The sequence below is a fragment of the Lysinibacillus sp. NPDC058147 genome (assembly GCF_042884205.1).
Taxonomy (GTDB): Bacteria; Bacillota; Bacilli; order Bacillales_A; family Planococcaceae; genus Lysinibacillus.
Genome location: NZ_JBHVUJ010000002.1, coordinates 562,085 through 583,999 on the forward strand (window position 1 = coordinate 562,085; position 21,915 = coordinate 583,999).

At 34.5% G+C, this 21,915-nt stretch carries 24 protein-coding genes and 1 pseudogene; 8 read left to right on the forward strand and 17 right to left on the reverse strand.

Annotated features, from left to right (window positions below; all coding sequences use genetic code 11):
- Positions 1-5 precede the first annotated feature (5 nt).
- From ACFVT8_RS08165 to ACFVT8_RS08175, 3 genes and pseudogenes are all read right to left on the reverse strand, one after another.
- Positions 6-973: pseudogene (locus ACFVT8_RS08165) on the reverse strand (HD domain-containing protein).
- Between the two features lie 12 nt (positions 974-985).
- The gene (locus ACFVT8_RS08170; RefSeq protein WP_387083116.1) at positions 986-1,621 is read right to left on the reverse strand and encodes a class I SAM-dependent methyltransferase; all 636 of its coding nucleotides are present in this window, start codon (positions 1,619-1,621) and stop codon (positions 986-988) included.
- A 66-nt stretch (positions 1,622-1,687) separates the two neighbouring features.
- Positions 1,688-3,481, reverse strand: a complete 1,794-nt coding sequence (locus ACFVT8_RS08175) for a S9 family peptidase (RefSeq protein ID WP_387083117.1) — start codon at positions 3,479-3,481, stop codon at positions 1,688-1,690.
- A 453-nt stretch (positions 3,482-3,934) separates the two neighbouring features.
- Between ACFVT8_RS08175 and ACFVT8_RS08180 the strand changes: the two genes are divergently transcribed.
- Positions 3,935-4,585, forward strand: coding sequence for a FusB/FusC family EF-G-binding protein (locus tag ACFVT8_RS08180; RefSeq protein WP_387083118.1), 651 nt, complete (start codon positions 3,935-3,937; stop codon positions 4,583-4,585).
- Between the two features lie 50 nt (positions 4,586-4,635).
- Here ACFVT8_RS08180 and ACFVT8_RS08185 read toward each other — a convergent pair whose 3' ends face one another.
- The 11 genes from ACFVT8_RS08185 to ACFVT8_RS08235 all read right to left on the reverse strand — a co-directional run bounded on the left by ACFVT8_RS08185 (position 4,636) and on the right by ACFVT8_RS08235 (position 14,625).
- The gene (locus ACFVT8_RS08185; protein ID WP_387083119.1) at positions 4,636-5,907 is read right to left on the reverse strand and encodes an oligosaccharide repeat unit polymerase; all 1,272 of its coding nucleotides are present in this window, start codon (positions 5,905-5,907) and stop codon (positions 4,636-4,638) included.
- Positions 5,908-6,327: 420 nt separating this feature from the next.
- Positions 6,328-6,615: a GNAT family N-acetyltransferase gene (locus ACFVT8_RS08190; RefSeq protein ID WP_387083386.1), complete on the reverse strand. Its 288-nt coding sequence runs from the start codon at positions 6,613-6,615 to the stop codon at positions 6,328-6,330.
- A 286-nt stretch (positions 6,616-6,901) separates the two neighbouring features.
- Positions 6,902-7,402 (reverse strand): hypothetical protein, encoded by a 501-nt coding sequence (locus ACFVT8_RS08195; protein WP_387083120.1) that lies wholly within the window; start codon positions 7,400-7,402, stop codon positions 6,902-6,904.
- A 410-nt stretch (positions 7,403-7,812) separates the two neighbouring features.
- Positions 7,813-8,409, reverse strand: a complete 597-nt coding sequence (locus ACFVT8_RS08200) for a YpjP family protein (protein ID WP_387083121.1) — start codon at positions 8,407-8,409, stop codon at positions 7,813-7,815.
- A gap of 765 nt (positions 8,410-9,174) precedes the next feature.
- Positions 9,175-9,669, reverse strand: a complete 495-nt coding sequence (locus tag ACFVT8_RS08205; RefSeq protein WP_387083387.1) for a DUF3267 domain-containing protein — start codon at positions 9,667-9,669, stop codon at positions 9,175-9,177.
- Positions 9,670-10,007: 338 nt separating this feature from the next.
- Positions 10,008-10,667: an AroM family protein gene (locus tag ACFVT8_RS08210; protein ID WP_387083122.1), complete on the reverse strand. Its 660-nt coding sequence runs from the start codon at positions 10,665-10,667 to the stop codon at positions 10,008-10,010.
- Entirely contained in the window at positions 10,660-10,947 is a 288-nt protein-coding gene (locus ACFVT8_RS08215) for a DUF1177 family protein (protein WP_387083123.1), read from the reverse strand. The genes ACFVT8_RS08210 and ACFVT8_RS08215 overlap by 8 nt, the downstream gene beginning before the upstream one ends.
- Before the next feature lie 880 nt (positions 10,948-11,827).
- On the reverse strand, positions 11,828-12,589 hold the full coding sequence (locus tag ACFVT8_RS08220; protein WP_387083124.1) for an ANT(4')-I family aminoglycoside nucleotidyltransferase: 762 nt from the start codon (positions 12,587-12,589) through the stop codon (positions 11,828-11,830).
- 106 nt (positions 12,590-12,695) lie between these two features.
- Positions 12,696-13,217, reverse strand: a complete 522-nt coding sequence (locus tag ACFVT8_RS08225; RefSeq protein WP_387083125.1) for a hypothetical protein — start codon at positions 13,215-13,217, stop codon at positions 12,696-12,698.
- A gap of 197 nt (positions 13,218-13,414) precedes the next feature.
- On the reverse strand, positions 13,415-14,206 hold the full coding sequence (locus ACFVT8_RS08230; protein ID WP_387083126.1) for a class I SAM-dependent methyltransferase: 792 nt from the start codon (positions 14,204-14,206) through the stop codon (positions 13,415-13,417).
- Positions 14,194-14,625 carry a BrxA/BrxB family bacilliredoxin gene (locus ACFVT8_RS08235; RefSeq protein ID WP_387083127.1) on the reverse strand — a complete coding sequence of 144 codons (432 nt, stop codon included), beginning with the start codon at positions 14,623-14,625 and terminating at the stop codon, positions 14,194-14,196. Before ACFVT8_RS08235 ends, ACFVT8_RS08230 begins: the two co-directional genes overlap by 13 nt.
- A 293-nt stretch (positions 14,626-14,918) precedes the next feature.
- On the opposite strand from ACFVT8_RS08235, the gene ACFVT8_RS08240 reads away from it, so the two are divergent.
- The gene (locus ACFVT8_RS08240; protein WP_387083128.1) at positions 14,919-15,929 is read left to right on the forward strand and encodes a hypothetical protein; all 1,011 of its coding nucleotides are present in this window, start codon (positions 14,919-14,921) and stop codon (positions 15,927-15,929) included.
- Positions 15,930-16,311: 382 nt separating this feature from the next.
- Here the strand turns inward: ACFVT8_RS08240 and ACFVT8_RS08245 are convergent, their stop codons facing one another.
- Positions 16,312-16,725 (reverse strand): YhfM domain-containing protein, encoded by a 414-nt coding sequence (locus ACFVT8_RS08245; RefSeq protein WP_387083129.1) that lies wholly within the window; start codon positions 16,723-16,725, stop codon positions 16,312-16,314.
- Positions 16,726-17,166: 441 nt separating this feature from the next.
- On the opposite strand from ACFVT8_RS08245, the gene ACFVT8_RS08250 reads away from it, so the two are divergent.
- Together ACFVT8_RS08250 and ACFVT8_RS08255 are read left to right on the forward strand one after the other, a co-directional pair.
- Entirely contained in the window at positions 17,167-17,466 is a 300-nt protein-coding gene (locus ACFVT8_RS08250) for a hypothetical protein (protein WP_387083130.1), read from the forward strand.
- Positions 17,467-17,656: 190 nt separating this feature from the next.
- Entirely contained in the window at positions 17,657-17,905 is a 249-nt protein-coding gene (locus ACFVT8_RS08255; protein WP_387083131.1) for a MarR family transcriptional regulator, read from the forward strand.
- Positions 17,906-18,059: 154 nt separating this feature from the next.
- Here ACFVT8_RS08255 and ACFVT8_RS08260 read toward each other — a convergent pair whose 3' ends face one another.
- Positions 18,060-18,200: a DUF3953 domain-containing protein gene (locus tag ACFVT8_RS08260; RefSeq protein WP_387083388.1), complete on the reverse strand. Its 141-nt coding sequence runs from the start codon at positions 18,198-18,200 to the stop codon at positions 18,060-18,062.
- Positions 18,201-18,720: 520 nt separating this feature from the next.
- On the opposite strand from ACFVT8_RS08260, the gene ACFVT8_RS08265 reads away from it, so the two are divergent.
- The gene (locus ACFVT8_RS08265) at positions 18,721-18,930 is read left to right on the forward strand and encodes an excalibur calcium-binding domain-containing protein (RefSeq protein ID WP_387083389.1); all 210 of its coding nucleotides are present in this window, start codon (positions 18,721-18,723) and stop codon (positions 18,928-18,930) included.
- Positions 18,931-19,415: 485 nt separating this feature from the next.
- Complete coding sequence (locus ACFVT8_RS08270) at positions 19,416-19,724, forward strand: hypothetical protein (RefSeq protein ID WP_387083132.1); 309 nt, start codon at positions 19,416-19,418, stop codon at positions 19,722-19,724.
- Positions 19,725-19,752: 28 nt separating this feature from the next.
- Here ACFVT8_RS08270 and ACFVT8_RS08275 read toward each other — a convergent pair whose 3' ends face one another.
- Entirely contained in the window at positions 19,753-20,478 is a 726-nt protein-coding gene (locus ACFVT8_RS08275; protein ID WP_387083133.1) for a DUF2278 family protein, read from the reverse strand.
- A gap of 540 nt (positions 20,479-21,018) precedes the next feature.
- On the opposite strand from ACFVT8_RS08275, the gene ACFVT8_RS08280 reads away from it, so the two are divergent.
- Together ACFVT8_RS08280 and ACFVT8_RS08285 are read left to right on the forward strand one after the other, a co-directional pair.
- Positions 21,019-21,186 carry a hypothetical protein gene (locus ACFVT8_RS08280; protein ID WP_387083134.1) on the forward strand — a complete coding sequence of 56 codons (168 nt, stop codon included), beginning with the start codon at positions 21,019-21,021 and terminating at the stop codon, positions 21,184-21,186.
- A 238-nt stretch (positions 21,187-21,424) separates the two neighbouring features.
- Positions 21,425-21,874 carry a GNAT family N-acetyltransferase gene (locus ACFVT8_RS08285; RefSeq protein ID WP_387083135.1) on the forward strand — a complete coding sequence of 150 codons (450 nt, stop codon included), beginning with the start codon at positions 21,425-21,427 and terminating at the stop codon, positions 21,872-21,874.
- The last annotated feature ends 41 nt before the right edge of the window (positions 21,875-21,915 follow it).

A 21,915-nucleotide genomic window follows, 5' to 3' on the forward strand; every position in this document is an offset into this window, starting at 1 on the left:
GATACTTATAAAATTTTCACAAATACACCCTGCTGAAATTTTTCCTTAGCAGCTGTATTCATGTCTCTAACATCTTCAGATAATTCGCTTGCCCTTATTAATTGATTCTCAAAGTATAGTATAGGATCGATAAGTCGAGCTTTATTCTTTTGATGAATATCAAATTCTGACTGACTTACCCTCACTTTTACGTAAGGATGAAGCTGTTTTAAAAGGCTCTGCACTTGCCTATCATTTGAAGATTCCACCAGTTCAATTAGTTCTTCATCTTCCTTAAGAAAATCAGCGAGCGTTATAATCTTTTTATCTAATGCTAACTTTAACGCTTGTGAAAGTTTATCATAGGCATAAATATTTAACGGATCCATAAAGAAATCAAGCACTTCTTGATAATATGTTTTCACAAACCATTCTGCACTTTCGATACTTTTAAGACACATCTTCCCTTGATGAACAATAATATCGTTTAAAAATTTTTGTATTTCTTCTAGTGAGGCTTGCCCATTTGTGTACATATCCCTTAAAGTATAATCTACCCGATCTGCACATAAATCAGGAGCTGGTTGTTCGAGCAAATTCCATTTATTCAATAGCAGATGTTCATAATCATAGTTATATTTTTTAAGAATAATAGGAATTTCTGATTTATTAATAACATCTATAAATATTTCTTCATGATAATCTTCAGCTTTATTTTCAAGGACGAAATCAATGACATGCGAAAATGCTGTATGTGAAACATCGTGCAATAATCCTGAAATCTGCTCCTCTAAAGAGCCACCAAGCTGTTTAATTAACAGCATAACTCCAACCGAATGCTCATAACGTGTTACATTCCATCGGCTATTTACTAAATAACTTGCCCCACCTTGATGAATCCCCCTTCAATCTTTGCATCGGTCTACTCAAAATGAAGTTCCGCTAACACACCATCTATCTCGAATTCACCATATAAATAATCAGAAATAATCATGTAAGCATCTTTCTAAGCAAAATTCGAAAGTACAAAAACCCCACCACAATGCGAGATTGGATAGAATTCTAATTGGCATACTCCTTTTAACAAGGAGCTAATTTCCTCATGGACAAAGTAAAATTCATCATCATCCCAATAGTCAATGCTTTCTTGACGACATTTTTCAAGCTGCGTTCTTGTTTCAAAAGCGATATCGCCGATATAAATTTTGCCTGCAGGTGTTAGTTGCTGCAATAAAGCTGTAATGTATTGCACTTTCATTTCATCGGTAAAATGATGCAGCGCATATGTGCTAATAATGGCGTCATATTTTTGATGAAGGATCTCAGCTGGCAGCCCTTTTGACATATCCCACTCCATTAAGTTTGCATTAGGCATTTTTCCTTTGGCGATTTCGATCATTTTCGAGGAGAAATCAAGTCCATTGATAGTATGACCATTATCATAAAGCTTTGCCGTCAATACCCCTGTGCCAAAGCCAATGTCTAATACAGTTGATTTTTGAATGGACATGACCTCGTTAAAAATCGTATTTAATACTGCTTTATATCCTGCAAATGGATATTGATTGCTTTCTTCACTTAGCTGAACCGTTTTATCATAACCATCAGCCCATAAGTTAAATCCTTGTTGATTTAGTAGCATTAAAGTCCTCCTATAATTTCCATCGATTACGAGTTTGATAGTTGAATATTTAAAATAAGCCTTCGTTTATACATTGATATGTTTATTAAAGAATTCGAGTATTTTCTCATACACGTAGATTTCATTCGCCTTTTTAGAGAACCCATGTCCCTCATCCTCTAGCACAATATATCCCACTTCTCGTCCCTTATCCTTCAAAGCAGCAACGATTTGGTCAGATTCCTTTTGCACAACACGTGGATCGTTCGCCCCTTGAATGACTAACATAGGTTTCGTCATACCTTCTAAATACGTAATTGGTGAATCGGCTATTAATCTTTCCTTATCCTTCTCTGGATCTCCTATCCATTGCTTCATATATGGCACCCAAAAATCTGGAACAGACTCAATAAATGAAAACAAATTACTTGGACCAAAAATATCGACAACTGCTTTAAAATGATCTGCATGGCGCCCATGTAATAGCAGTGCCATATAGCCTCCATAGCTACCACCTAAAAGCAGCATTTTATCACGATCCGCATAACCCTTCTCAATAAGCCAATCAATCCCAGTAATATTATCAAGACGTGGGCCATAACCCCAATCGCCCTCAACCTTTTTCATAAAGTCTAGACCATAGTTCGATGAGCCTCTAAAGTTAGGTGCAAAAATTGAGTATCCCTGGTTAACAAGGAATTGGAACATCGCTCGAAATGATTTGCGTTCAAGTGCTTGTGGACCACCATGTGGCCATAAAATAACATAGCCATTCGAATTTTCTTCCTTCGCCTTGAACAATAGTGCCTCAATTTCTAAACCATCAAACGATGGATAATGTAGCACTTCGGGTTCCACCAAATCCTCTTCTCGAACACCCGGTACTTTATAGTGAGTTAACTCCGACCAGGAACTTCCCATCTCTTTCGAAACAAAAATATTATTTGGCTTCGTTGCTGTTCTTCCAAGCAAATATAAATGTCCGCTTGGCATAATAACCATTTTCTGAATAATATCAACAGGTTTTTCGATTTTTTCATTTTTCCCATCTGCAACTGTATAACGATAAAGCCGATCCTCTACACCATACGAACCAACAATATATAGTGCATGCTCTTCTTTCGAATAATGAATACTTGTAAAGGTTTCTTTTTCTAATTGGAACAACTTTGTAAATTGTCTCGACCGAATATCAAACTTTGCTAAATAGCTACAATCTTCATCATAGTCAGTTAAAAAATAAATTTCCAATTCAGAAGTATACACAACATCGGACACTGTATGCTGCTTATCCGTTAATGGCGTGAGCAAAACATCCTCACCATCAATTTGTACATATGCTAAAGAATGCGTATTACCAAACTCTTTAATATAAACAAATGATTTTTCCTCTGGGCTAACAGTAGCGATAAAAGTAGGTGCACTACTACCCTCTATTAGTATCTTTTCCTCTCCACTCTCAATGTCATAAACTAAACTATTTAAATATGTCGAATTTCCAGCTGTAGTTGAGTAATAAAGATGTCTACCATCCTCAGTCAAGTGCGCGTAGAAATGACGCTCCCCCTCTATATAGCGAACTGGTACTAGGCTTCCTCCCTCAGGTGGGATTGCATAAATTTGACTATTTTCATCGCCATCTTTATCAAATCCAGCTAATAGGAAATCACCTGTTTTCGAATATTTAATAAAATCCGAAGTTTGATTATTAAAAGTCATTTGATAAGGAAATTTTTTCTCCAAATCCATTCCCCATAGATTAAAATATCCATTAAAATTCGTACTTAATACCATCTGCTTCTCATCTGGACTAATCGCAAAATCACTAACCGTTAAATTTTGTAAGAAATGCTTTGTGTTCATCTTTTCAAACTGAATCATAGACGTTCCTCTTTTCTTAAAAATTTTTCTGTTAAAGGTTTCTATCCCTCTTCCTGCGATAACGACTTCGTGACCGACATGTCCTTGTGACCCAATCGGCTCATCGGTCGCCCCTAGGAAGCTTTGCCTACGCGTCAGCGACAAAGCGCACAGTCGAAACCGAAATCACTTCCACACCATGGAAGTGACCCCAATAAATACTATTATATCATTTATCACAATATAAATATCTGAATATTTTAAACTTTATATATTCCCTAAATAATGTTATAATAAGATTAGTCTTCTTTTAAGGAGGAATCGAAATGGACGCATTCTTTTGTAATGCTTGCTCTAGACCAAACACTTTACAGGTCAAAGAGGTCTAGAAAAGTTAATGTAAATAACATAATTGAATGATCTCTTTAGGCCATAAACCATTATTAAAAGCCTACAATACAGGAGTGAATTCAAATGGATAAACCAACAATTCAACCGTTTTTAACGGTCGCAAACTATCATTTACTTGAGCAGCAAATGAATAAAATCATACTAACACTTGGAACGACGAAAGATAAGGACGTCATTCTTGCCGTACACGGCATCGTTGAAAGCGAGATCACGGCAAAATTAGCGCTATCCCCTGAGGAAACTGAGCTAATTGAAAAGCTTTTTGAAGTGACAAATCGTGCACAGGGTGATGCGTATATAGAGCAATTAAAACCATACGTCATCCCATTCAAAGCAGTCACTGCCAGCACACTGAAGAGCCTTTTTAAGAAGGAAAAAAAGCTAAAACTACCGAAACTTGAAGAAATGGATTTTCAGGAAATTTGTTATTTAGCTTGGGATGATCCTGGAACACATCGTAAGTATGTCTTGCTGGAACAAGGTGAAAAGCTAAAATCGATTAAAGGCACATTCTCCAATGATACTATTCGTGGAATATGTGCAATATGTAACCGCCATTCCGATGTAGGCCTATTTACTACGTCTGTAAAAGGGCAAATCGTTGGAACTTTCACGAATTATAGTAATTATATTTGCGCAGATAGCCAAACATGCAATCGACATGTAACGGATATAGAAAAAACAAAAGCGTTTTTCGAGCGCATCACTCAATAAAAAGAAGCCTTCTCCATTTACGGAGAAGGCTTTTCAGATAGCTTTTTCTATTAATAACGAAGCTGTTTTTGATCCACTTTCATAATCGACGATGCAATAATAACAAAGCCAAGCATTAAAACAAAGATTAAATCGAGTAAACCTGTATGCATAGACACCGTAAATACCGTAATAGTAAATGCATAGGCGACAGAATGGAAACTACGAATGCCCTCCTGCTTCACTTTATTATAAAGTAGCGAAATTAAAGCACCGTATAAAAAGAAGCCAATTGCTACTAATAAATAGCCACCATCTAAAAATAATTGACCGATAAAGGTTGGTGTCGTTGTACGATTTCCACGTGTAATAACCTTACCCTTCTCCACGCTTATGGAATTGACAACTTCCGTTACCTTCATACGAGGTGAAACTTGCTCACCAGGTAATATCGTACTAAAGATCCCTTTATGGACTTCACCGTTTAAATAACCGTTCTCCTGTGTATACTCAATAATTGTACTTAACACAATATGCCCTGTTACACTTTCTTCATTTAATGCACGCACCCATAACGGCGTTTGGTTTACCTTTTGTTCAGCGGTTAACAGCTGATCTCTTGCCTCTTCCGTTAGCTCCACATCAGGCTGGTCTCGGAAATTAAATTCTAATGACCGATCCTCTGTTAACACACGAATAAAACTAAACATCGAGAAAGCTACACCAATAACTAGTAGCGTTGTTAAAAACCACGTTAATTTCACTCGTTTTACTACGTAGTGGACAATGATGATCCCTGTAAATAGGATAATAATTAATGGCGTTCGATAAGCAACTAACACAAATAAAAAAATGATAAATGCATAGATAGAACCGTAGATAAACGCTTTCTTCCATGTCATACGCTTTTCCAAAATCATTTTATAGGATAGCAGCAATAAAACTCCAAACCATAGTAATTGACTAAAGAAGTTCAGCTTTGGATTTAGATTTCGACGATTTGACTCATCCGAAATACCAAGGCCACTTCCAAAAACCATCAATATGTACGAACACAAACCAAGTAACGTAAGAAACACGATAAAATGAATCACATATTTGCCTAAAAACGACAGACCAAATGATGGGATTGTCCATTTCATCTTGTCTATAACGTAAACACCTATGTAATAACAAATAACTGCTAAAATGACTGCCGGCCAAATGGAGGCATGTATATTGAACATTTCAAACCTATGCCAATCAAACATGCTCGTAAAGAAATATAGCAGTAAAATAAATGGTAAAAAGAAATACGGCGAAAACGTATCGATTTTATTTAATTTTCTAAAAAAATGTTTCATATCCTTTCACATCCCAAGATGCTTTCTCCCCCAAACTTTAAATTAATTTCCAATTATGAAAAACAAGAATAGTATATCATATTAAGAAATCATATCATATATATCATTACTATTTTTGTTAAAAATTTGAATCAAAATAAAGATTATGCAATAAATGCATCTTAAGAGAACACTGATAAAACATTCTTTACTCATGTAAAAGTGATAGTATTATTTCAATGTAATTAGCCGCACTTGTCATTATTTAATAAGACCAATTTCTCCATAACAATATAGAAAAATTGGGCTTTTCGTATCTTTATTAAAATCGTCCTTAAACATACTTTATTTTTAATTGAGGACTAGTATAAACTCCTGTACATCTTTGCTACGTGCATTGGAAAAACCGACGTCCTCGCCTGTAATCGTGAATCCCCATCTCTATAACACCTTAAGGGATCCTACATTGTCTTTTGCAGCACAAGCATATAGCGGGCGAATTGTAACCTGTTTTAGAAATTCCCGTAAAGCTTTGGTTGCAATCCCTTTTCCCCAATATTCTTTTCCAATCCAATAGCTAACTTCTGATTCTCCGAACTGCTCGAAGCATAGAACATGTCCAACTATGTTATTTTCGACTATGGTCGTTTGCTTAATAATATCTTTATCAGTAAGAATATTGTTCCAGTGTATAATGAAGCTATCCCAATCGAAGGGATCCTTACTAATAAAGGCAGCTAAATAATTAGCTTCTCGATTTTGTTGATGCTAAAAAAAATAGGAAGATCATCTTCAACTACATTCCGAAGTATAGGATTATATATACTCATATATACGCCCCCTTTGCTCTCTCTTTTCAAAAGGTTTATGAAATATAAAGCCATATTACATTAGTAAGGTATTTACTTTTTATGGTAGTCTAGTTTAATTTGTTTATAACCAAGCTACAATCCAAAAATAAAAACGAGTACAGTTTTTTGCAACTTGTACTCGTTTTAAGGTTTTAATAATTAATCTAACTTCCCATAAGGATAACCTTCATATCACCATAATGGAATACCATGGATGGATCTGCAACAGAAAGGCCAGGATTTGTAGGATGGGAAAGGCCAGCTCCCCCAACCACTTCGATTTCAAGTTTTCCACGTAATGGGCGTTCTCCTACTAAATAATCGCCTGTAGATTTAACATGAAGGATTCCATTTACAAGAGAACTAATATCAAACTCCAATCGAGTACAACTCCTTGGAGGTATAACAGTTGACGGAAGACCTTCTAGAAAAGGTTTTTCATTCTCATTCGTTATAAAAGGAAGTGATATTCCTTCCATTGAAAGTTGTAAAGAAGGGCAATATTCAATCACAACATCAGCCTCTAGTGGTTTGCTTGAAGGGTTTTTAATAAGAATCACAAGTCGATTATTAGGCTGTCCAACTGCAGCTTCCAATGGAACTAAAAATGGTCCTGTGGTAATCGTATACTTTCTATTTTGACTTGTTGATGTTTGATTTGACAAAGTTTCACCTCCTAATAAAAAGAAATTACTTTCTGTATATCTTATTAAAATACAAAAACTATTGTATAGACGGTTGTAAAAAGAATGCCACTTTATTTTTGACAGAGAAATAGATTCTCAAATTTATTTACTACTGAAAACAATACTAATTATAGAAACAAAAACTATTGAAAAGAAGTACACGCATCTAATCTTATTGATGAAATCGTCAACTTAAATTCATTTGAAGAAACTGAGGAATACGAAAAATGATGAATTTGGGGTACATTTTGGGGTACATGCTTTTCCCTGCCATCATCCATTAGAATTGTTTTAAAATATATATACTTAACAACACGCTACAGACGTTGATTTATCAATATTTTCAACAAAAAAACACTCGCATTTTAAACGAGTGTTTCATGATTTTTTTAGGATAACCATTTCGGAGGTGTGTTTTTCTCCCAGTATATATCCCCTAAATTGTTATGTGCCATAAAGTCGTCCTCTGCACTGTGGTAGTGGAAGTTGTAATAATAGCCTTCCTGTGGTCTTTTTTCTGTGCGGACATGGAAGCGAATTAAATCCATGCCTGTTTCATTGCTACTAATATTGAAAATTTTTTCTCCGTAGTTGCCACTTGGCTTTTCGGAAATTGTTAACGATGCTAATGATGAATCATCTAAGCTTGCTACTGTCATCGCAATGGCTTCCTCCATTTTCGGGAAGATAATGGAGTCAAATTCATTGCTAATTTTAGGTCCGATTTTTGTGCCGAATTTTTTATAGGATTGCTCTTTCGCAGCGTCAACGAGCAATTCACTATAATCGACCGGTTCTTCTTGTATTTCTGTCTCTATCGGAAGAGCAGCCGCTTCTGCAGTGCTTGTCCCAGGTGATGGTCCGATAGAAGCACGATTTGATGGATTTTGATCAAATGCTTCCCATATCTCATGTGTTGGCGTAATTAATCCAAAAGTTAAAAACGCAACCATAATGACGATACTTTTTTGAACCCATTTCTTCATTAATTAACACCTTCTCTTTATGTACAAATTGGTAATTCTATTACTTATATATACGTATAAGCCTATAAAAGGTTTCATATTTCTATAATTCATTGTACAATATTTATGTATAAAGTAAAAACTTCACATCTTGTGAAAACGTTTGTATAACCATCATCCTGTTGCCCCAAACTAATATGGGCATTTACTGACGGTATGCTGGTTAATGTGTCGTTTTTTTAAAGGAGGTACAAAACATGGAAATCGCAATGGGTATTGGTCTTTTATTAATGTTAGGTTACTTATCATCTTTATGCTTCACGGACTAATTTAGTCATAACGCAAACAGACAAAATTCATATGTTTAATGCCGTGTTATTAAGATTTAGCTATTATTTCAGTACTTTATTAAATGCAACACGATGTAAAATAATGCTTCAAATTTTGACTTGTGGGGCTCTGTTAGAGGGCCAAATTGGTCTATTTGGGGCTAATAAAATACGGCGAAGCGTGTGTACAAGAATTCGTGGGCAAGAAAGATTGAAGCTAATTCGCTTCAATCTTTTTTGTTTTTCCATTCACAAAAAGGCCTGCTGTAGGAATTGTTTTTTTACTCCGTTACTTTCCTTAATGAAAATAGGTGCAAATTGCCAAGTAAACTAACTACAGAAACTGCTGCTCAACTTTCAGGAATTACATACAAGAGGTTTAATATAAAAGATATCATCCATGTAATATAGGAACTAACGCCTTTAGTTTAAACTTTTTTAAGTAACCCTTTTAATACTATTTCACTTGATAATAACCTCTGCAAAAAATTGAATTCTTCGGTTTAATGGCGATTAAAAATGCATTAATGATATCTGCGGAGGAAATCACTGAGTTTATCCAACATACAAATAATATAATTGATTTAATATTTCCTGATACATAGAACGACATAATGCCAGGAACTACCGATAATACAATAAAAGGTAAGCTCATAAAGACCAAAAATCTCGTTTTGGACAGGATTGCATTGGTATGTAGCCAAAAAAATATTCCGCTAAATGTTAAGCTAATATCACCTTTTTTGTTTATGACAAGAATGTGTAGACATTCGTGAATGATGAAGACAAAGATACCTATTATAACCTGAGGAAATATATTAATATTATTGAACCCTATTCTAAAGAAATTGGGTATCAGAAAAATAGTAATCAAAAGTAGATATACAAATTTCATAAAATGTTTTCGATACCAATTATTCTGTATGAAAGGAATCCACTTTGACAAATCCATACTTTTCGGTGGTAAGTGTTGAAACCAAATTATCATAATTGTTCCCCTCCCTCATTATTTAATCTAAGAACATTGATGTAAAGCTTCACAAATTTACTCTGTTTATTTTAACATAAAATACCATAATAATATTCAAAAGATTCAATTAAATATTGTTTGACTCAAAATTGTACAGACCTGCTATCTAGAACTTTGAAATTCCGACCACTTTTTTACAAAGAAAGTTCGCGAGCTTCTTTGCTTTTCTACTTTGTCATGGCTAAAAAAGCGGATGATTTCCACATACCTAAAAAAGACTGTAGATTAAATTTCTACAGTCTGGAACACTTCTAGCCCAATTATAAATATTCAAGTACCATTCTAGCTACTAAAGTACGTGGCAAGATCGTTAAGATGCCACTCTCTTTTCGAACTAGCTCCCTATGTTCTTCATCGTATCCCATACAATCCAAAATAATTATATCCACTCGGAAATCTTTAAGATAACAAGCTGCTTCTTCAAAGTTGCCATAATCATATGGTGAGGCAACAGTAACTATAATATCCTCCGAAACACTTTTCCACTTTTTTATCATGCTTCTTCTCTGTTCTTCTAGTGGGATAATTAAACCTATCTTCGGTTGATCGGCTATCGCATTAACAGCTTGTGTTACGATTCTATTCGGATAAAAGATGGGCTTTCCACATGTTAAAGTCGGCAAATCATCTGTGCATAATACGACAACCATATCAACCTCTTGTTCTAACTTCGATAATTCATTTTGTAATAATGGTTGTAGTTTTCTTCTGTCCATTATGATCGATCTGCCATCACGTAATCGCGAAATACATGTGTACTTTTCTTTTATAGCTAAAACAGTTAGTAACTGCGCTTCGTTTAAGGAGTCCAATGCTCCTCTTTCCACAATTTCAATATCTTTATTAAATATTTCTTTAAAAGTTGGTGTAATGTCTGAACGTGGCGATTGTCCATTAGTCAAAAAACCGATTTTATTCATTTGTAGTCGTCCCTAAAGTTTGAAGATATGTCATAGAATCGTATAATTTATTCAAACGCATAAATTCATCTTCATCATAAAACTTAGCAGTGCCACTTCCGAATTCCTTCGCCACTTCAACACTAGAACCTGGAATGAAAATTTTCAAAAAATCCGTTACACCCCGCTCACCTCGTACAGTTTGATAAGAGGCTTTTCCTCCTTCATATCCTTCAAATAGTTGTACCACTTTTGGATGATCTAATACATCTAACATCAATAATGTCTGCTTTAACGCCATATCTATTCCTCCACAATTTTATTAATTATAATTTTGGCTCGGCGGCTTTAAAGTTGTGTCCTTCTTTAATAAAAAGATTGAATATTCAGAAATTAAGGAATTCAACAAGGCTACTTTAGTCACTTTGATCAATCGATATATTCCAATTCAGCAGAAAAGACTGATTTGGGATACGACCAATGTAGCGATTTTCTATTATATATTTACAGTATCTAAATATTAGAAATTGTCTGCAAAGTAATTCAAAATATTAATAAACATTGTTGCATAAGTTCAAATATATTGAAACATTTATTTAGAAAAACAGCCAAAAGGAACTATAATAAATGTGGCAACCGGGAATTTATTACATAAAAAAAGAGTAGACAAATCTGTCTATCTCTGATGGCTCTTCTTTATGTACTGAGGGTTCTTTCCGTCGCTTCTACTCTTTTATCCGTCTCTTCTACAATTCTTTCCGTCACTTCGGCTTTATCTATCCGTCGATGGGAGGTTACTGTCCGTCGCTTCTGAAACTTTCCATTTTCTCTTCCCAGTAAATTAGACAAGGGGCAGCCTCGCTTTTGCGAAACCACCCCTTTAGTATTTAATAGGTAACATTTTTCGTAAATTGTAAAGTCTCAACCCAATCATCTGGGGAATATTATCTTGAAACGTAAATGTTTCATCACCGCGGTAAAATTCCACTGTGTGCTTTCTAACTTAAGCAACGCAAACCCAACCTTCTTTTGCGTCCTTGCAGCCCCAAAGCATGCGCCAGTGTGAATAAGTATCTACAAAAACAAAAAGCAGAATTCCAGATTACGTAAATATGCCACCTAAAATAGCACGATTCATATTATAGCATAGAGTTTTTAAAAAGTAAATATTTTATTTTAAGTTACCAAGGTATAACAGTTGAACATTCAATTTGATACCCATGTTGAGAAGACCATTTTAGTAAGGAATCCCAATAATTTTCGCAGATTGCAATGATTTGTTGTGGATCAGAGAGATTCCCAGACATCACCAATTCGCATAGAACGTCAAATCCTTCAGGCTTCTCTGTTAACGACAATGCTTCAGGTAATACTTGTGCAGAAGTTGTGAAAAATTGTTTATTGTGTAGTCCCAAAATCATTGCACCTGCAGTAGCAATTTCCATCGCCAAAATCGGTAAAAATGTATGAGGACCTTGCATTTCAATATTTCTTAATTTACCGATATACTCGTACATTTCTTCTATTAACGTTCGACAGATAGCTTCTTTAAATTTTGAACTATCTACTGAGTTGGCTTTTGTTTTTAGTTCCTGGAAAAAATTATTCGGGTCATATACAGGTAAAATGTTGAAAAATTGCCCATGTGTCAACGGCCAATCTTCATCAACTGTAATTGCCTCTTCAATAATATCTCCTGCACTTTCAAAGTTCACTTCTGCCTTCCAATCACCGGCTGTCCATTCATAGTTAAAGCTTTCATCTAAAGAGTTTAAAATACATTTAATTTCTATATCTGAAAATAGTCCATCACTTTTTCGCGCTAACGAACCGTAAATTCCTATAGCTTGAACCTTTGAACCATATCTTTCTATAACTTGGTTAGCAATTGAATTAGCAATTTCCATTCTTTCTTCTCTCGTTACTTTTTTCGGACCAATCATATTTATCTCTCCTTGTTAATTATTTAAATGAGATTATAATTGGCCGCGGAGGACCACGAGCTTAACGAGGAATTTTGTCTGCCGTCATGTGCAAAATCTCCTTAGCTTAATTAACATTCTGCTTTCTTTTATCCAGCAAATCCCAAATTTCGTCTATATCCATTTCAAACATAATCGAGTCATGTGAAAGAGGTGCAAAATAATAGGTAACCTTCTCTTCGCCATATTCCCCCTCTAATCCCAACCATATTTCAGTTGGTAGCAAACAAAAAGCCAACGTATCTCCGCCAAGTGAATCCATGTACCAACGGATTTGATATTTCGGAGCAATAAAGTCCTGTACAGCTTTTAAAGTTGTGTCCCTATCCGTTCTTTCTTCTTCATACGGGATTGCTTTCCTCACTTCATATTTTATCAAGAAAATATCAACACACCTTGGCTTATCATTTTCAACTAGTTCAACATTTATTTTATCTTCCTCAAGTAAATATTCGTTAAAATATTCCACGATAGATTCATCACAATCTCTCCAATCCACCCAGACCAATGCTTCACTACCCCAAAAGCTTTCTTCTTCCGCTGATGGATTTTTCAAAAACAGCCCAATTTCCCTCTCTATTTGATTCATACACATCCCCCTCTAACTTTTGATTTTTAACGTTGAAAAATTTTCAATTCCCCTACTCCAACTGCGTTTCAGGCAACACTGACACTTCCCCAGCCTCAAAAATCTAACACTGCTTTATATTACCATATTTTGAATTTCAGATAAAAAATAGAGGCCCGTTCACAATGAACAAACCTCTTGAAAATACAATATTTACTTCATTCAACATTCAGAACACCATAATGAAACTTCGCAGTTGTTCTTTGTAATTGTTCAAAATGATAGTTGGCAAACCATTCTGAGCGAAAATGAGATTTTAACACTACCCGCTTTCTCGCCACCCGTTTCGCCTCATTTACCCATTCATCCGTTAATGTCATATGTTCCCCCGCTAAGCGTAATGCTTCAAAATTATTGGCTTCTTCAATAATCTCTTCAAACATTGGATCCATATAGACGACATCAAACGAATTGTCTGGCAAAGTTTTTAAATAACTAATTGCCTCAGCCTGCACGACTTCAATTTGACGCATGCATGCAGTTAACGGTAGCTCTGTCGTATCGTAGGTTTTCACCCCTTGCTCAACAATAAATGCTACATTCGGATTCGCTTCTAGCCCAACGACTCTCCCCGCTTCGCCAACTGTATACGCCGCCAGCATAGCATCCGCAGCAAGTCCTAATGTGCAATCAAGCACCGAAGCTCCTTTTTCAAGCTGTGCCGCTTCTAAAAACGGCTCTGCTTCCCCACGAGCTACTCGCTTTAAGCGAAACGCTGCTGAATTCGGATGGAAGAAAAACGGCTCATTTGTGCCAAAAGCGTAATACTCAAAGCGATTTTTCCCAGCAACGATCACATGCGCATGCAATTCCTGAGAGATTTTCCGAACAGAACGCTTTTTTCTTGGCTCAAACGGAGCACCTAATTGTTCACACGCAAAAGCAGCGAGCGCCAACGATAAATCGTCTGGTCTGCCCGCTGTCGTAACAATGGTTTTTACTTCTCGCATGTTTGCTCTAAAACACCTGTTAAATGTGTAACGATTTGCTCCACTGGGAACCCTTCAATTTGTTCACGTGGAATAAAGTAAGCCAATTGTCCATCCTTTAAAATCGCCATCGATGGTGAGCTTGGTGGTACATCCTCAAAAAAGCCACGCATCGCAGCAGTCGCTTCAGGATCCTGACCCGCAAAAACAGTCACAAGATTATCAGGCTTAACCGCCTCTACTGCCTCACGAGCAGCTGGACGAGCCAATCCAGCTGCACAACCACAAACCGAGTTAATTACTACTAACGAAGTACCCTTCGCCTCCGCCATAAACTCATTCACCGCATCAGCCGTTGTAAGCTCTTTAAATCCAGCCTCCACTAGCTCCTCACGCATCGGTTTCACTACCTGTTTCATATATTCATCGTAAGCATTCATGCTTTTACCCTCTTTCATATGTATTCGCAAAGGTTATTATAGCAAGGTTTTTCACCATTGTATAATGATTCGATTTCACCGTTATTTGCTTGCATTCGGAATTTTGGTTGCTATTATGTCGCTTTGGTTGCTTTTTATTTATAGATAAACTTTCGTATTTTAGCAGAGAATCAATAGGAATAAAACGAGCGGGTCTTATTGGAGAATGAGATAAATGATCACAGCTGTCTTTTTTGTGTGTACTTTTTCCTTTAAATTTCCTAGAATGGAAATACGGAGGGAGGGTTTTATAAATGCAGAAAAAATTAATTTTTAGTGCAGCATTAGTATTAAGTTTAGGATTAGTTGGATGTGGAGCAGATTCATCAAAAGAAGATAAACCAAAAGAGAATGGTGCTAAAACTGAAGAACATCAAAAAGTTCTGGCAAAAACAACAGATGATGTAATTAAACATTTTAAAGATGATGGTCTAGAACTAGGAGAAGCTTCAGACTTACCAAATGATGAATTTGGAAATATCCGAAAAGAAGGTAAAAGAATTTTAATCCCTTCTCTTGGTGAGGATTCAGGTGGTCGAATATTTTTATTCGATAATGAAGAAAATCTAAAAAAAGCAAAGAGTTATTATGATGAGTTAGGAAATTCAAGTCCTATGTTTTATTCTCACACCCATCAAAGTGGAAAGTTTTTATTACAAATGAATGGTGAAATGGAAGATAATGAATTTGCTAAGTATGCGGCTTCACTTGAAATAGCTGTAAAAGGTTCTACTGACATTAAAATAAAAGAAGAAAGTAAAGCCAATAAAGCAGATAATTTAACAGAAGCGAATGTTGGTGATGTAGTGAAAGATGATTTTGCAGGTACATATACAATTACTGATTTATATCAAACACCAACTGAAAAATATAAAAGTGCTGATATCGAATTTTCAATTGATGGAATGAAGACAGCTAAACTGGCTGCGCGTGATCCAAAAATGATTGACACAGATGCCGAAACAAATGTCCTTATTTTGTCCATAACAGGAGAAAATTTATCTGACGATACTTTAAGTTTCCATCCAAATACAACTAAAATGATTACTGATACAAAACGTCAAATCAATTCTATTGTGGAAATTTCTCATTTTGAGTCCGAATTTATTGGCAAAGTAATCCAAAAAGGTGAAGTTATTTTTGATTTAGGAAAAGTAGGTTTAGAAGGTGTTAAAGAATTAAAATTTGTTTTCGATAGTGCTTCAAAAGATAACAGATATATTAGCGAAAAAGTAACAGTAGTTGTACCAATAAATAAAAAATAGTCACTCAGATTAAATGAATGGTTGCTATGAAATAAGAGCATCTTGGAATTAATTCACTAAAATTCACACCTTGAAATTAACATTAAATTTTCAACTCTTTTGATAATAAGACCAAGATAGCAATAAAGCTATCTTGGTCTTTGACAATTTACTTTTGCCAATAGAAAAAAACAGGCTCAAAATCAATTGAGTTCCTGGGATTTAGTTTTGTTGACCTAAAAGTAATACATCTACCTATGTTTTCATTGCTTGATTATTTCTATATTTAGGGAATGGTAAATAATCGATAATTTTTTATTCATATACTTTCACCTTCTAAATTATATAGATATAAAATTCTCCCTTGATATCTCATATTGCTGCTGAAATAGAAAATAGATAATTACTTTATTAATTCTTCTCCTGTTAAAATTTCATATAGAGTTGCTGAATCTTGCTTTGTTAATTTCACATATCTATCACTATCCGTAACAATTTCTAGATTTTCACTATTTGGGCTAACCCAAAGTGAATAAGAGGCTATTTTATTTTCGCTACTGTTCTTAAATAGAAATTGAAATTGGTAATCAGCATAGCGTGCCATTTCTACTTTTTCATTTTTCCAATTAGCATTTTTGACTATACCTATCGCTTTTTCCACCTGTTTTCTTTGATTCACCTCTCTGAATTCTTCAAAAATATTTTCTTCGCCAGTTCGTTTCTGCACAGTTATTTTTTGCCCAATCATCTCATTCAAACAACCCGAGGTAACTAACAAAACAGCTAAGAGAAATAAAAATAGCATTATTTTTTTCAATCTATTTCCCCCTTGTATTTTTACTTTTTTAATTTATCGTTCCGTCAACACAAAACATAAAAATGAAGAAATAATCCATCACTTGAGAAGCCAATCACTGGAGCAATTACCCTTAAAAATGCCTGATACCATAAGATTTAATTTAGCTTTTCTAAACAATGTAAAAAAACGACATTATGTGATATTAAGAATAAAACATATAGTGTCAAAATTAAATTTTCCGTAATATCCATCCCTATTTCATTTTACCATGAACAACCATAATTCCGATTGAATATTCTGACTCATCAGTTGAATAGCAACAATCTTTTAAAAAACACCCATAATGATAGAGGCGCAAAGGTATTATGCTGTAATGTAAAAAAATATGTTTAGTTCTCAAAAAAATAGGGAAAAGAAAAAATATTGAGCCAGATTCTATATTTTTGGGAGGGATTAATAATGTCAAAACGAAGAACATGTGCTGTAATTGCAGGGCTAGTTTTAACAGCCTCATATTTAAGTAAAAAAGAAAATCGTGATAAAGCATTAAGAATGCTCAATAGTGCAAAATCTAAATTAGAATCCTATTTAAATACTGCGGAGATGGACAAAAACATATCAGAGCGGATAACTATTCAAGCAGCTACACGAGCTGGAACATGTCCAACAAAAATAGCTTCAAACGAAATGGTTGCTGAAGGTGGCGGACATACAGGTATCCATTTTTTCAATGAAGAAATTCAGGGGAAAGAACAATAATAACAAAAGCCTTCTCTATTCACCCGAGGAAATTGGATCAGGTGATACTGTAATTTACAGTTACAATGGGACATCTTTAGGTGGAAAAACTCCATTGATGTTCAAAGGAGGGAAATTTATAAATAAAACACAAGTAGGATTAAAATAAAAACTATTTTCTGCCTTACTGTTACAATGGTGGTGAAATTAAATGAAACGAAACTACTCTTTCAATACTAAGGATGAATTTATTAAGTTAGCACAATCTGAAATATTAACTTCTTCTGAGGTATTGGACGAATTACAAATATCTCGCCAGGCTTTAAGTTCACTTGTAAAGCGTGAGAAGTTAGTTCCAATAAAGGAATTAACTCGGGATCGATTATTCTTAAAAGAAGATATTGAAAGTCGAAAAAAAGCAGCAAAAAAAATTCATGCAAAATATCAACCATATGAATAAACACAAAAAGCCCGGGCTCAAAAATAATCGATATGCTCCCTACGAGGGCAGTTCAAAATCGAGTACCTGGGCTTCCGTTTTTTATCGTGATATCGCTTGAGCATTGTTACCATTTGTCGAAGTGTTAGAGCTCCTGAAATGATAACCTCATTTATTAAAGTAATACAAAACCTTGAATTGACACAAATATCGAAAATAAAAATACCCCGATTAGAAACCAACCATAAACTTTTCTCTTTCTCTGAAACTCTTTAATTCCTAAAGTTAACATAAATAGCCCCAAGAAAAATATCATTAAAAAATTCAACTGGTAATCACGTGTGATAAGTCCATAAGATGAGAGAGAGAATGCTATGATTGAAAAAACAATTTGTAGAATTTTCAGCAAAACTTTTCATCCCTCTATTAAAATATTCTTATTTTACCATAAAACAAAAAAGAGGTTATTGATATGTATACTTTTTTACTCTTTCAAGTCTATAGCTGAATATTGGTAGACGGTCTGTCCGCCTGGGATCAAAAACTTACAGAACCACACTATCTCCGTCATTTATTCCCTTAAAAGTTGCTTTAAAAAGAACATTAAGTCCTTTATATCAAACTTCATTGTAAATAAAAAACAATAATGGATATTGTTTTATCATAAACATAATAGCAATATTTACTCAAGGTCGATAAACCTATTGTTTTACATCAATTAACAGAAACTACTTTTGTTTTATGTATTTCAAACAGTAAAAACAATTCTAGGAGGTACATTTATGAAAAAATTAGCTACTTCAATTATCGCAGGTGCATTATTAATCGGTGGAACAATGAGCATCCCGACACCAATAGAGGCAGCAGCAAAAGCATACAAAAATTGCTCAGAGTTAAATAAAGACTATAAAGGTGGCATTGCTAAGGATGCAAATGTGAAAAATAAAGGTGGAAAGACAAAATACAAACCTTTTGTATCCGCTGAACTATATAAAGCAAATGCTTCGAAAGATCGTGACAATGATGGTATTGCTTGCGAGAGATAAACTTTGTAATCCCGTTAAGGTGAATAATATAAGCTGAGGTCGATCTTAATTACATAGATACATGTAAATTCACTGCCCTACTCGATGATTAATCCTCAAAAAAATAGTTTGGGAACAAAATAGGATAAATGTTGCTGTTTGGTTGCTTTTTTGCAAAATTTGCTTCATTTATCCTCTACATATGTCGATATATCAAGGTTTCTTCCAAACCTACCCCCTTATATTCATGGTAAGATTTTACCCTCTAAAAATTTTTGTGTTTTGAGTAAGCACTTTATATTACATCGTTTTGTACATAATTTCGTGCAAACGCTACTGCTTTTTTGTGCTAGAAATATAATTTTGTTATAATAATTTCATAAAAAAAGGAATGATACTATGAATCAATTAATCCAGTATATCAGCCACATACCAAGCTTGTAGGGAGTGCCATATTATCCCTTGACCTCTCTGCAAGCTTGGGTTTCTCAAGGGAGCTGATATTTATGAAAAATCGTTCAAAAGCCTATATTCGCCATCAAAGAGAGCGAATTATTCGAAAGAAATGGACTATTTTAAAAGAGGTTTGGTTAGAAGAAAGTGAATACATGCCTGTACGCGGCAGATTGAGCAAAGGAAAAATTCATTGCTCTTGTAGAATGTGTCGATACGAGCAGTATCACTCGATTCCAAAAGCTAAACATAAAGCAAAATTAAAAGCTATGCAACAGGAAATAGACGATTATGTCTATTTCCCTTTTTCTATGTCGCATATTCTTACAAATTCCAACGAAATGAGAAATATAAGTCATTAAATACATTGAAATTACTCGTATTGATCAATTATAATTGTTGAAACAATCCGCCCGCTGATTTGTTATTTATATGGTTACATACACTAACTGGTTTTGTTGCATGTCCATAGTCATCTGTACACCAAGACTGTGACTGGAATGCAAGGAATATACCAACCCATCTATTTTCTTCTTCAAAATGAATGAGTACACCACCATCTTGCCATATCCCGTCGTCATTTCTAAATTCCCTACTATTTCCTTGATTCATATGGATATCATGAATGCCTCTAGCTGGAGAAAAATCGAAATATTTATCTCTTTCGCCTTCATTTTTAAATTTTTCCCCGTAAGCATACACTGTAGCTTTTTTAGTCATAGCCTCTTGCATATATTTATTTACTTTCTCATTTAAATCATTGTCTGGTCCATTTTTTGTTGCCGGAAGAGGAATCATTTTTTGGGAATCAAATAAGCCACCACGAATATAATCTAATGCAATTTCCCGATTTTCATTAGTAACTTCAGTAAATCCTTCTTCGTACTGTGGAATAATTGTTATTTGATTAGAGTTAAAATCTTCACTAACAAAGTATAGGACTTCTGAAGGTTTTACCTTAGAGGCAACATTAATCGCAATTCTATAATTCTCCTCACTTTTATCCTTCTTTGTTGCTCGAATATGCACTTCGTAATGAGGAGTCTTGTCATATGAATCCACTGGTCTCACGTCAACAACTTTACCTTTTAGCACTCCGTATTTGAATAAAGGCATGTAATTACCTCCCAATAAAGTTAATAATAAAAGTGGTCGAAATTATTGCTTGACTCTTGGATAAACGCACGCTTAAACTTTCTATTCGTATAATCAATCACCAAGTAATTAGCTGTAAAGCAGAAACAATCTCTTTTTCCATTTCTAAGGTCCAGTATCAAACTTCTCAGTTTTCCAATGCTATATATTTTTCACCCCCAACAAATAATGTATTTTTCTTTATTACTTCTTCACACTTCCAACAAATTCCTTCTATTTCAACTTCCTCAATGTGACGACGCTGCGTTTTTTATTTTTAATCTATTTCTCAGGCTAAGAACTATACAGACAAAGCTATTAGAACATATTAATAGTAATGTAAGCTAATTTAGCCTTACACCTCCGAATCTTGTTACTAAGGGTCACTCCTATCCCAGGTGACCCTTTTTATAGTTTCTTTCTTCAAAGTGATCAGTAAATGAATCAATTTAAAGTACTAAAAACTTCCTAACTATGTTATCCTTTTATAACCTACCAATCCATATATCAGGAGGCATCTGAATGACTCTAAAGATTGTTAAAACTCTTTTATCTATCATTCTTGTGTTCATGTACTATTTGGGCTTTTGGACAGCTAACTCTGCTATAAAAATTACGTTGTTCTTTATTATGATCCTCTTTATTTATGAATTAGGTGTTGAGACTGGTAAAAAGCAAAAGAACAGATAGGGCTTTCTGTTATTTTCATTTCATTCTTTGTAAAACCTCTAAAAGATAAATAACTTAATTCCACATTTTCTTTAATCTTCAATTCGTCCACCTACTAAATTGCTCTTTCCCGATTTTCATAGTTTCCTATAAGTCGCTTTACTTTCAATATTTCGCACTTTAATATTATAGGAATAGATGGATGAAAAAGGGTTTAAATTCAATGTTTTCATAAAAATGATTTATCGGAGGAATTATTATGTTGATTAGAAGTGCAAAAGTTCAAGATTGTGATCTATTAAGCAACTTAGCTTATAAGTCAAAAGCCTATTGGGGATATACAGAAGATTTTCTACAACAATGTAAAGGTGATTTAACTGTAACAAAAGAGTACGTAGAAGAAAATCCAGTTTACGTAATGGAGAGTGACAACAAGATAGTAGCATTTTATAGCTTTACTTTAAATGAGCTGAAATTGGATGCATTATTTATAGATCCTGAATATATCGGTAAAGGATTAGGGAAAATACTATGGAAGCATTTATTAAATGAAGCGAAGGAGTTAGGAATAAGCGAGTTTACTCTTGATAGTGAACCTAACGCAGAAGGTTTTTATTTAAAAATGGGAGCGAAAAATATTGGCTTTACTCCATCTACTGTGTTTCCTGACCGTCAACTTCCTCTAATGAAAGTTAATGTTTTAAAATGATTGTATGTGAAGTAAAAACCAAGACAGCAATTAAGCTATCT

Bases quoted from the DNA above. Each gene is read 5' to 3' on its own strand.
- ACFVT8_RS08170 (WP_387083116.1), bottom strand. From the start codon at position 1,621: ATGCTACTAAATCAACAAGGATTTAACTTATGGGCTGATGGTTATGAT.
- ACFVT8_RS08175 (WP_387083117.1), bottom strand. From the start codon at position 3,481: ATGATTCAGTTTGAAAAGATGAACACAAAGCATTTCTTACAAAATTTA.
- ACFVT8_RS08180 (WP_387083118.1), top strand. From the start codon at position 3,935: ATGGATAAACCAACAATTCAACCGTTTTTAACGGTCGCAAACTATCAT.
- ACFVT8_RS08185 (WP_387083119.1), bottom strand. From the start codon at position 5,907: ATGAAACATTTTTTTAGAAAATTAAATAAAATCGATACGTTTTCGCCG.
- ACFVT8_RS08200 (WP_387083121.1), bottom strand. From the start codon at position 8,409: ATGAAGAAATGGGTTCAAAAAAGTATCGTCATTATGGTTGCGTTTTTA.
- ACFVT8_RS08205 (WP_387083387.1), bottom strand. From the start codon at position 9,669: ATGGATTTGTCAAAGTGGATTCCTTTCATACAGAATAATTGGTATCGA.
- ACFVT8_RS08210 (WP_387083122.1), bottom strand. From the start codon at position 10,667: ATGAATAAAATCGGTTTTTTGACTAATGGACAATCGCCACGTTCAGAC.
- ACFVT8_RS08215 (WP_387083123.1), bottom strand. From the start codon at position 10,947: ATGGCGTTAAAGCAGACATTATTGATGTTAGATGTATTAGATCATCCA.
- ACFVT8_RS08220 (WP_387083124.1), bottom strand. From the start codon at position 12,589: ATGATTGGTCCGAAAAAAGTAACGAGAGAAGAAAGAATGGAAATTGCT.
- ACFVT8_RS08225 (WP_387083125.1), bottom strand. From the start codon at position 13,217: ATGAATCAAATAGAGAGGGAAATTGGGCTGTTTTTGAAAAATCCATCA.
- ACFVT8_RS08230 (WP_387083126.1), bottom strand. From the start codon at position 14,206: ATGCGAGAAGTAAAAACCATTGTTACGACAGCGGGCAGACCAGACGAT.
- ACFVT8_RS08235 (WP_387083127.1), bottom strand. From the start codon at position 14,625: ATGAATGCTTACGATGAATATATGAAACAGGTAGTGAAACCGATGCGT.
- ACFVT8_RS08240 (WP_387083128.1), top strand. From the start codon at position 14,919: ATGCAGAAAAAATTAATTTTTAGTGCAGCATTAGTATTAAGTTTAGGA.
- ACFVT8_RS08250 (WP_387083130.1), top strand. From the start codon at position 17,167: ATGTCAAAACGAAGAACATGTGCTGTAATTGCAGGGCTAGTTTTAACA.
- ACFVT8_RS08255 (WP_387083131.1), top strand. From the start codon at position 17,657: ATGAAACGAAACTACTCTTTCAATACTAAGGATGAATTTATTAAGTTA.
- ACFVT8_RS08260 (WP_387083388.1), bottom strand. From the start codon at position 18,200: ATGATATTTTTCTTGGGGCTATTTATGTTAACTTTAGGAATTAAAGAG.
- ACFVT8_RS08265 (WP_387083389.1), top strand. From the start codon at position 18,721: ATGAGCATCCCGACACCAATAGAGGCAGCAGCAAAAGCATACAAAAAT.
- ACFVT8_RS08270 (WP_387083132.1), top strand. From the start codon at position 19,416: ATGAAAAATCGTTCAAAAGCCTATATTCGCCATCAAAGAGAGCGAATT.
- ACFVT8_RS08275 (WP_387083133.1), bottom strand. From the start codon at position 20,478: ATGCCTTTATTCAAATACGGAGTGCTAAAAGGTAAAGTTGTTGACGTG.
- ACFVT8_RS08280 (WP_387083134.1), top strand. From the start codon at position 21,019: ATGACTCTAAAGATTGTTAAAACTCTTTTATCTATCATTCTTGTGTTC.
- ACFVT8_RS08285 (WP_387083135.1), top strand. From the start codon at position 21,425: ATGTTGATTAGAAGTGCAAAAGTTCAAGATTGTGATCTATTAAGCAAC.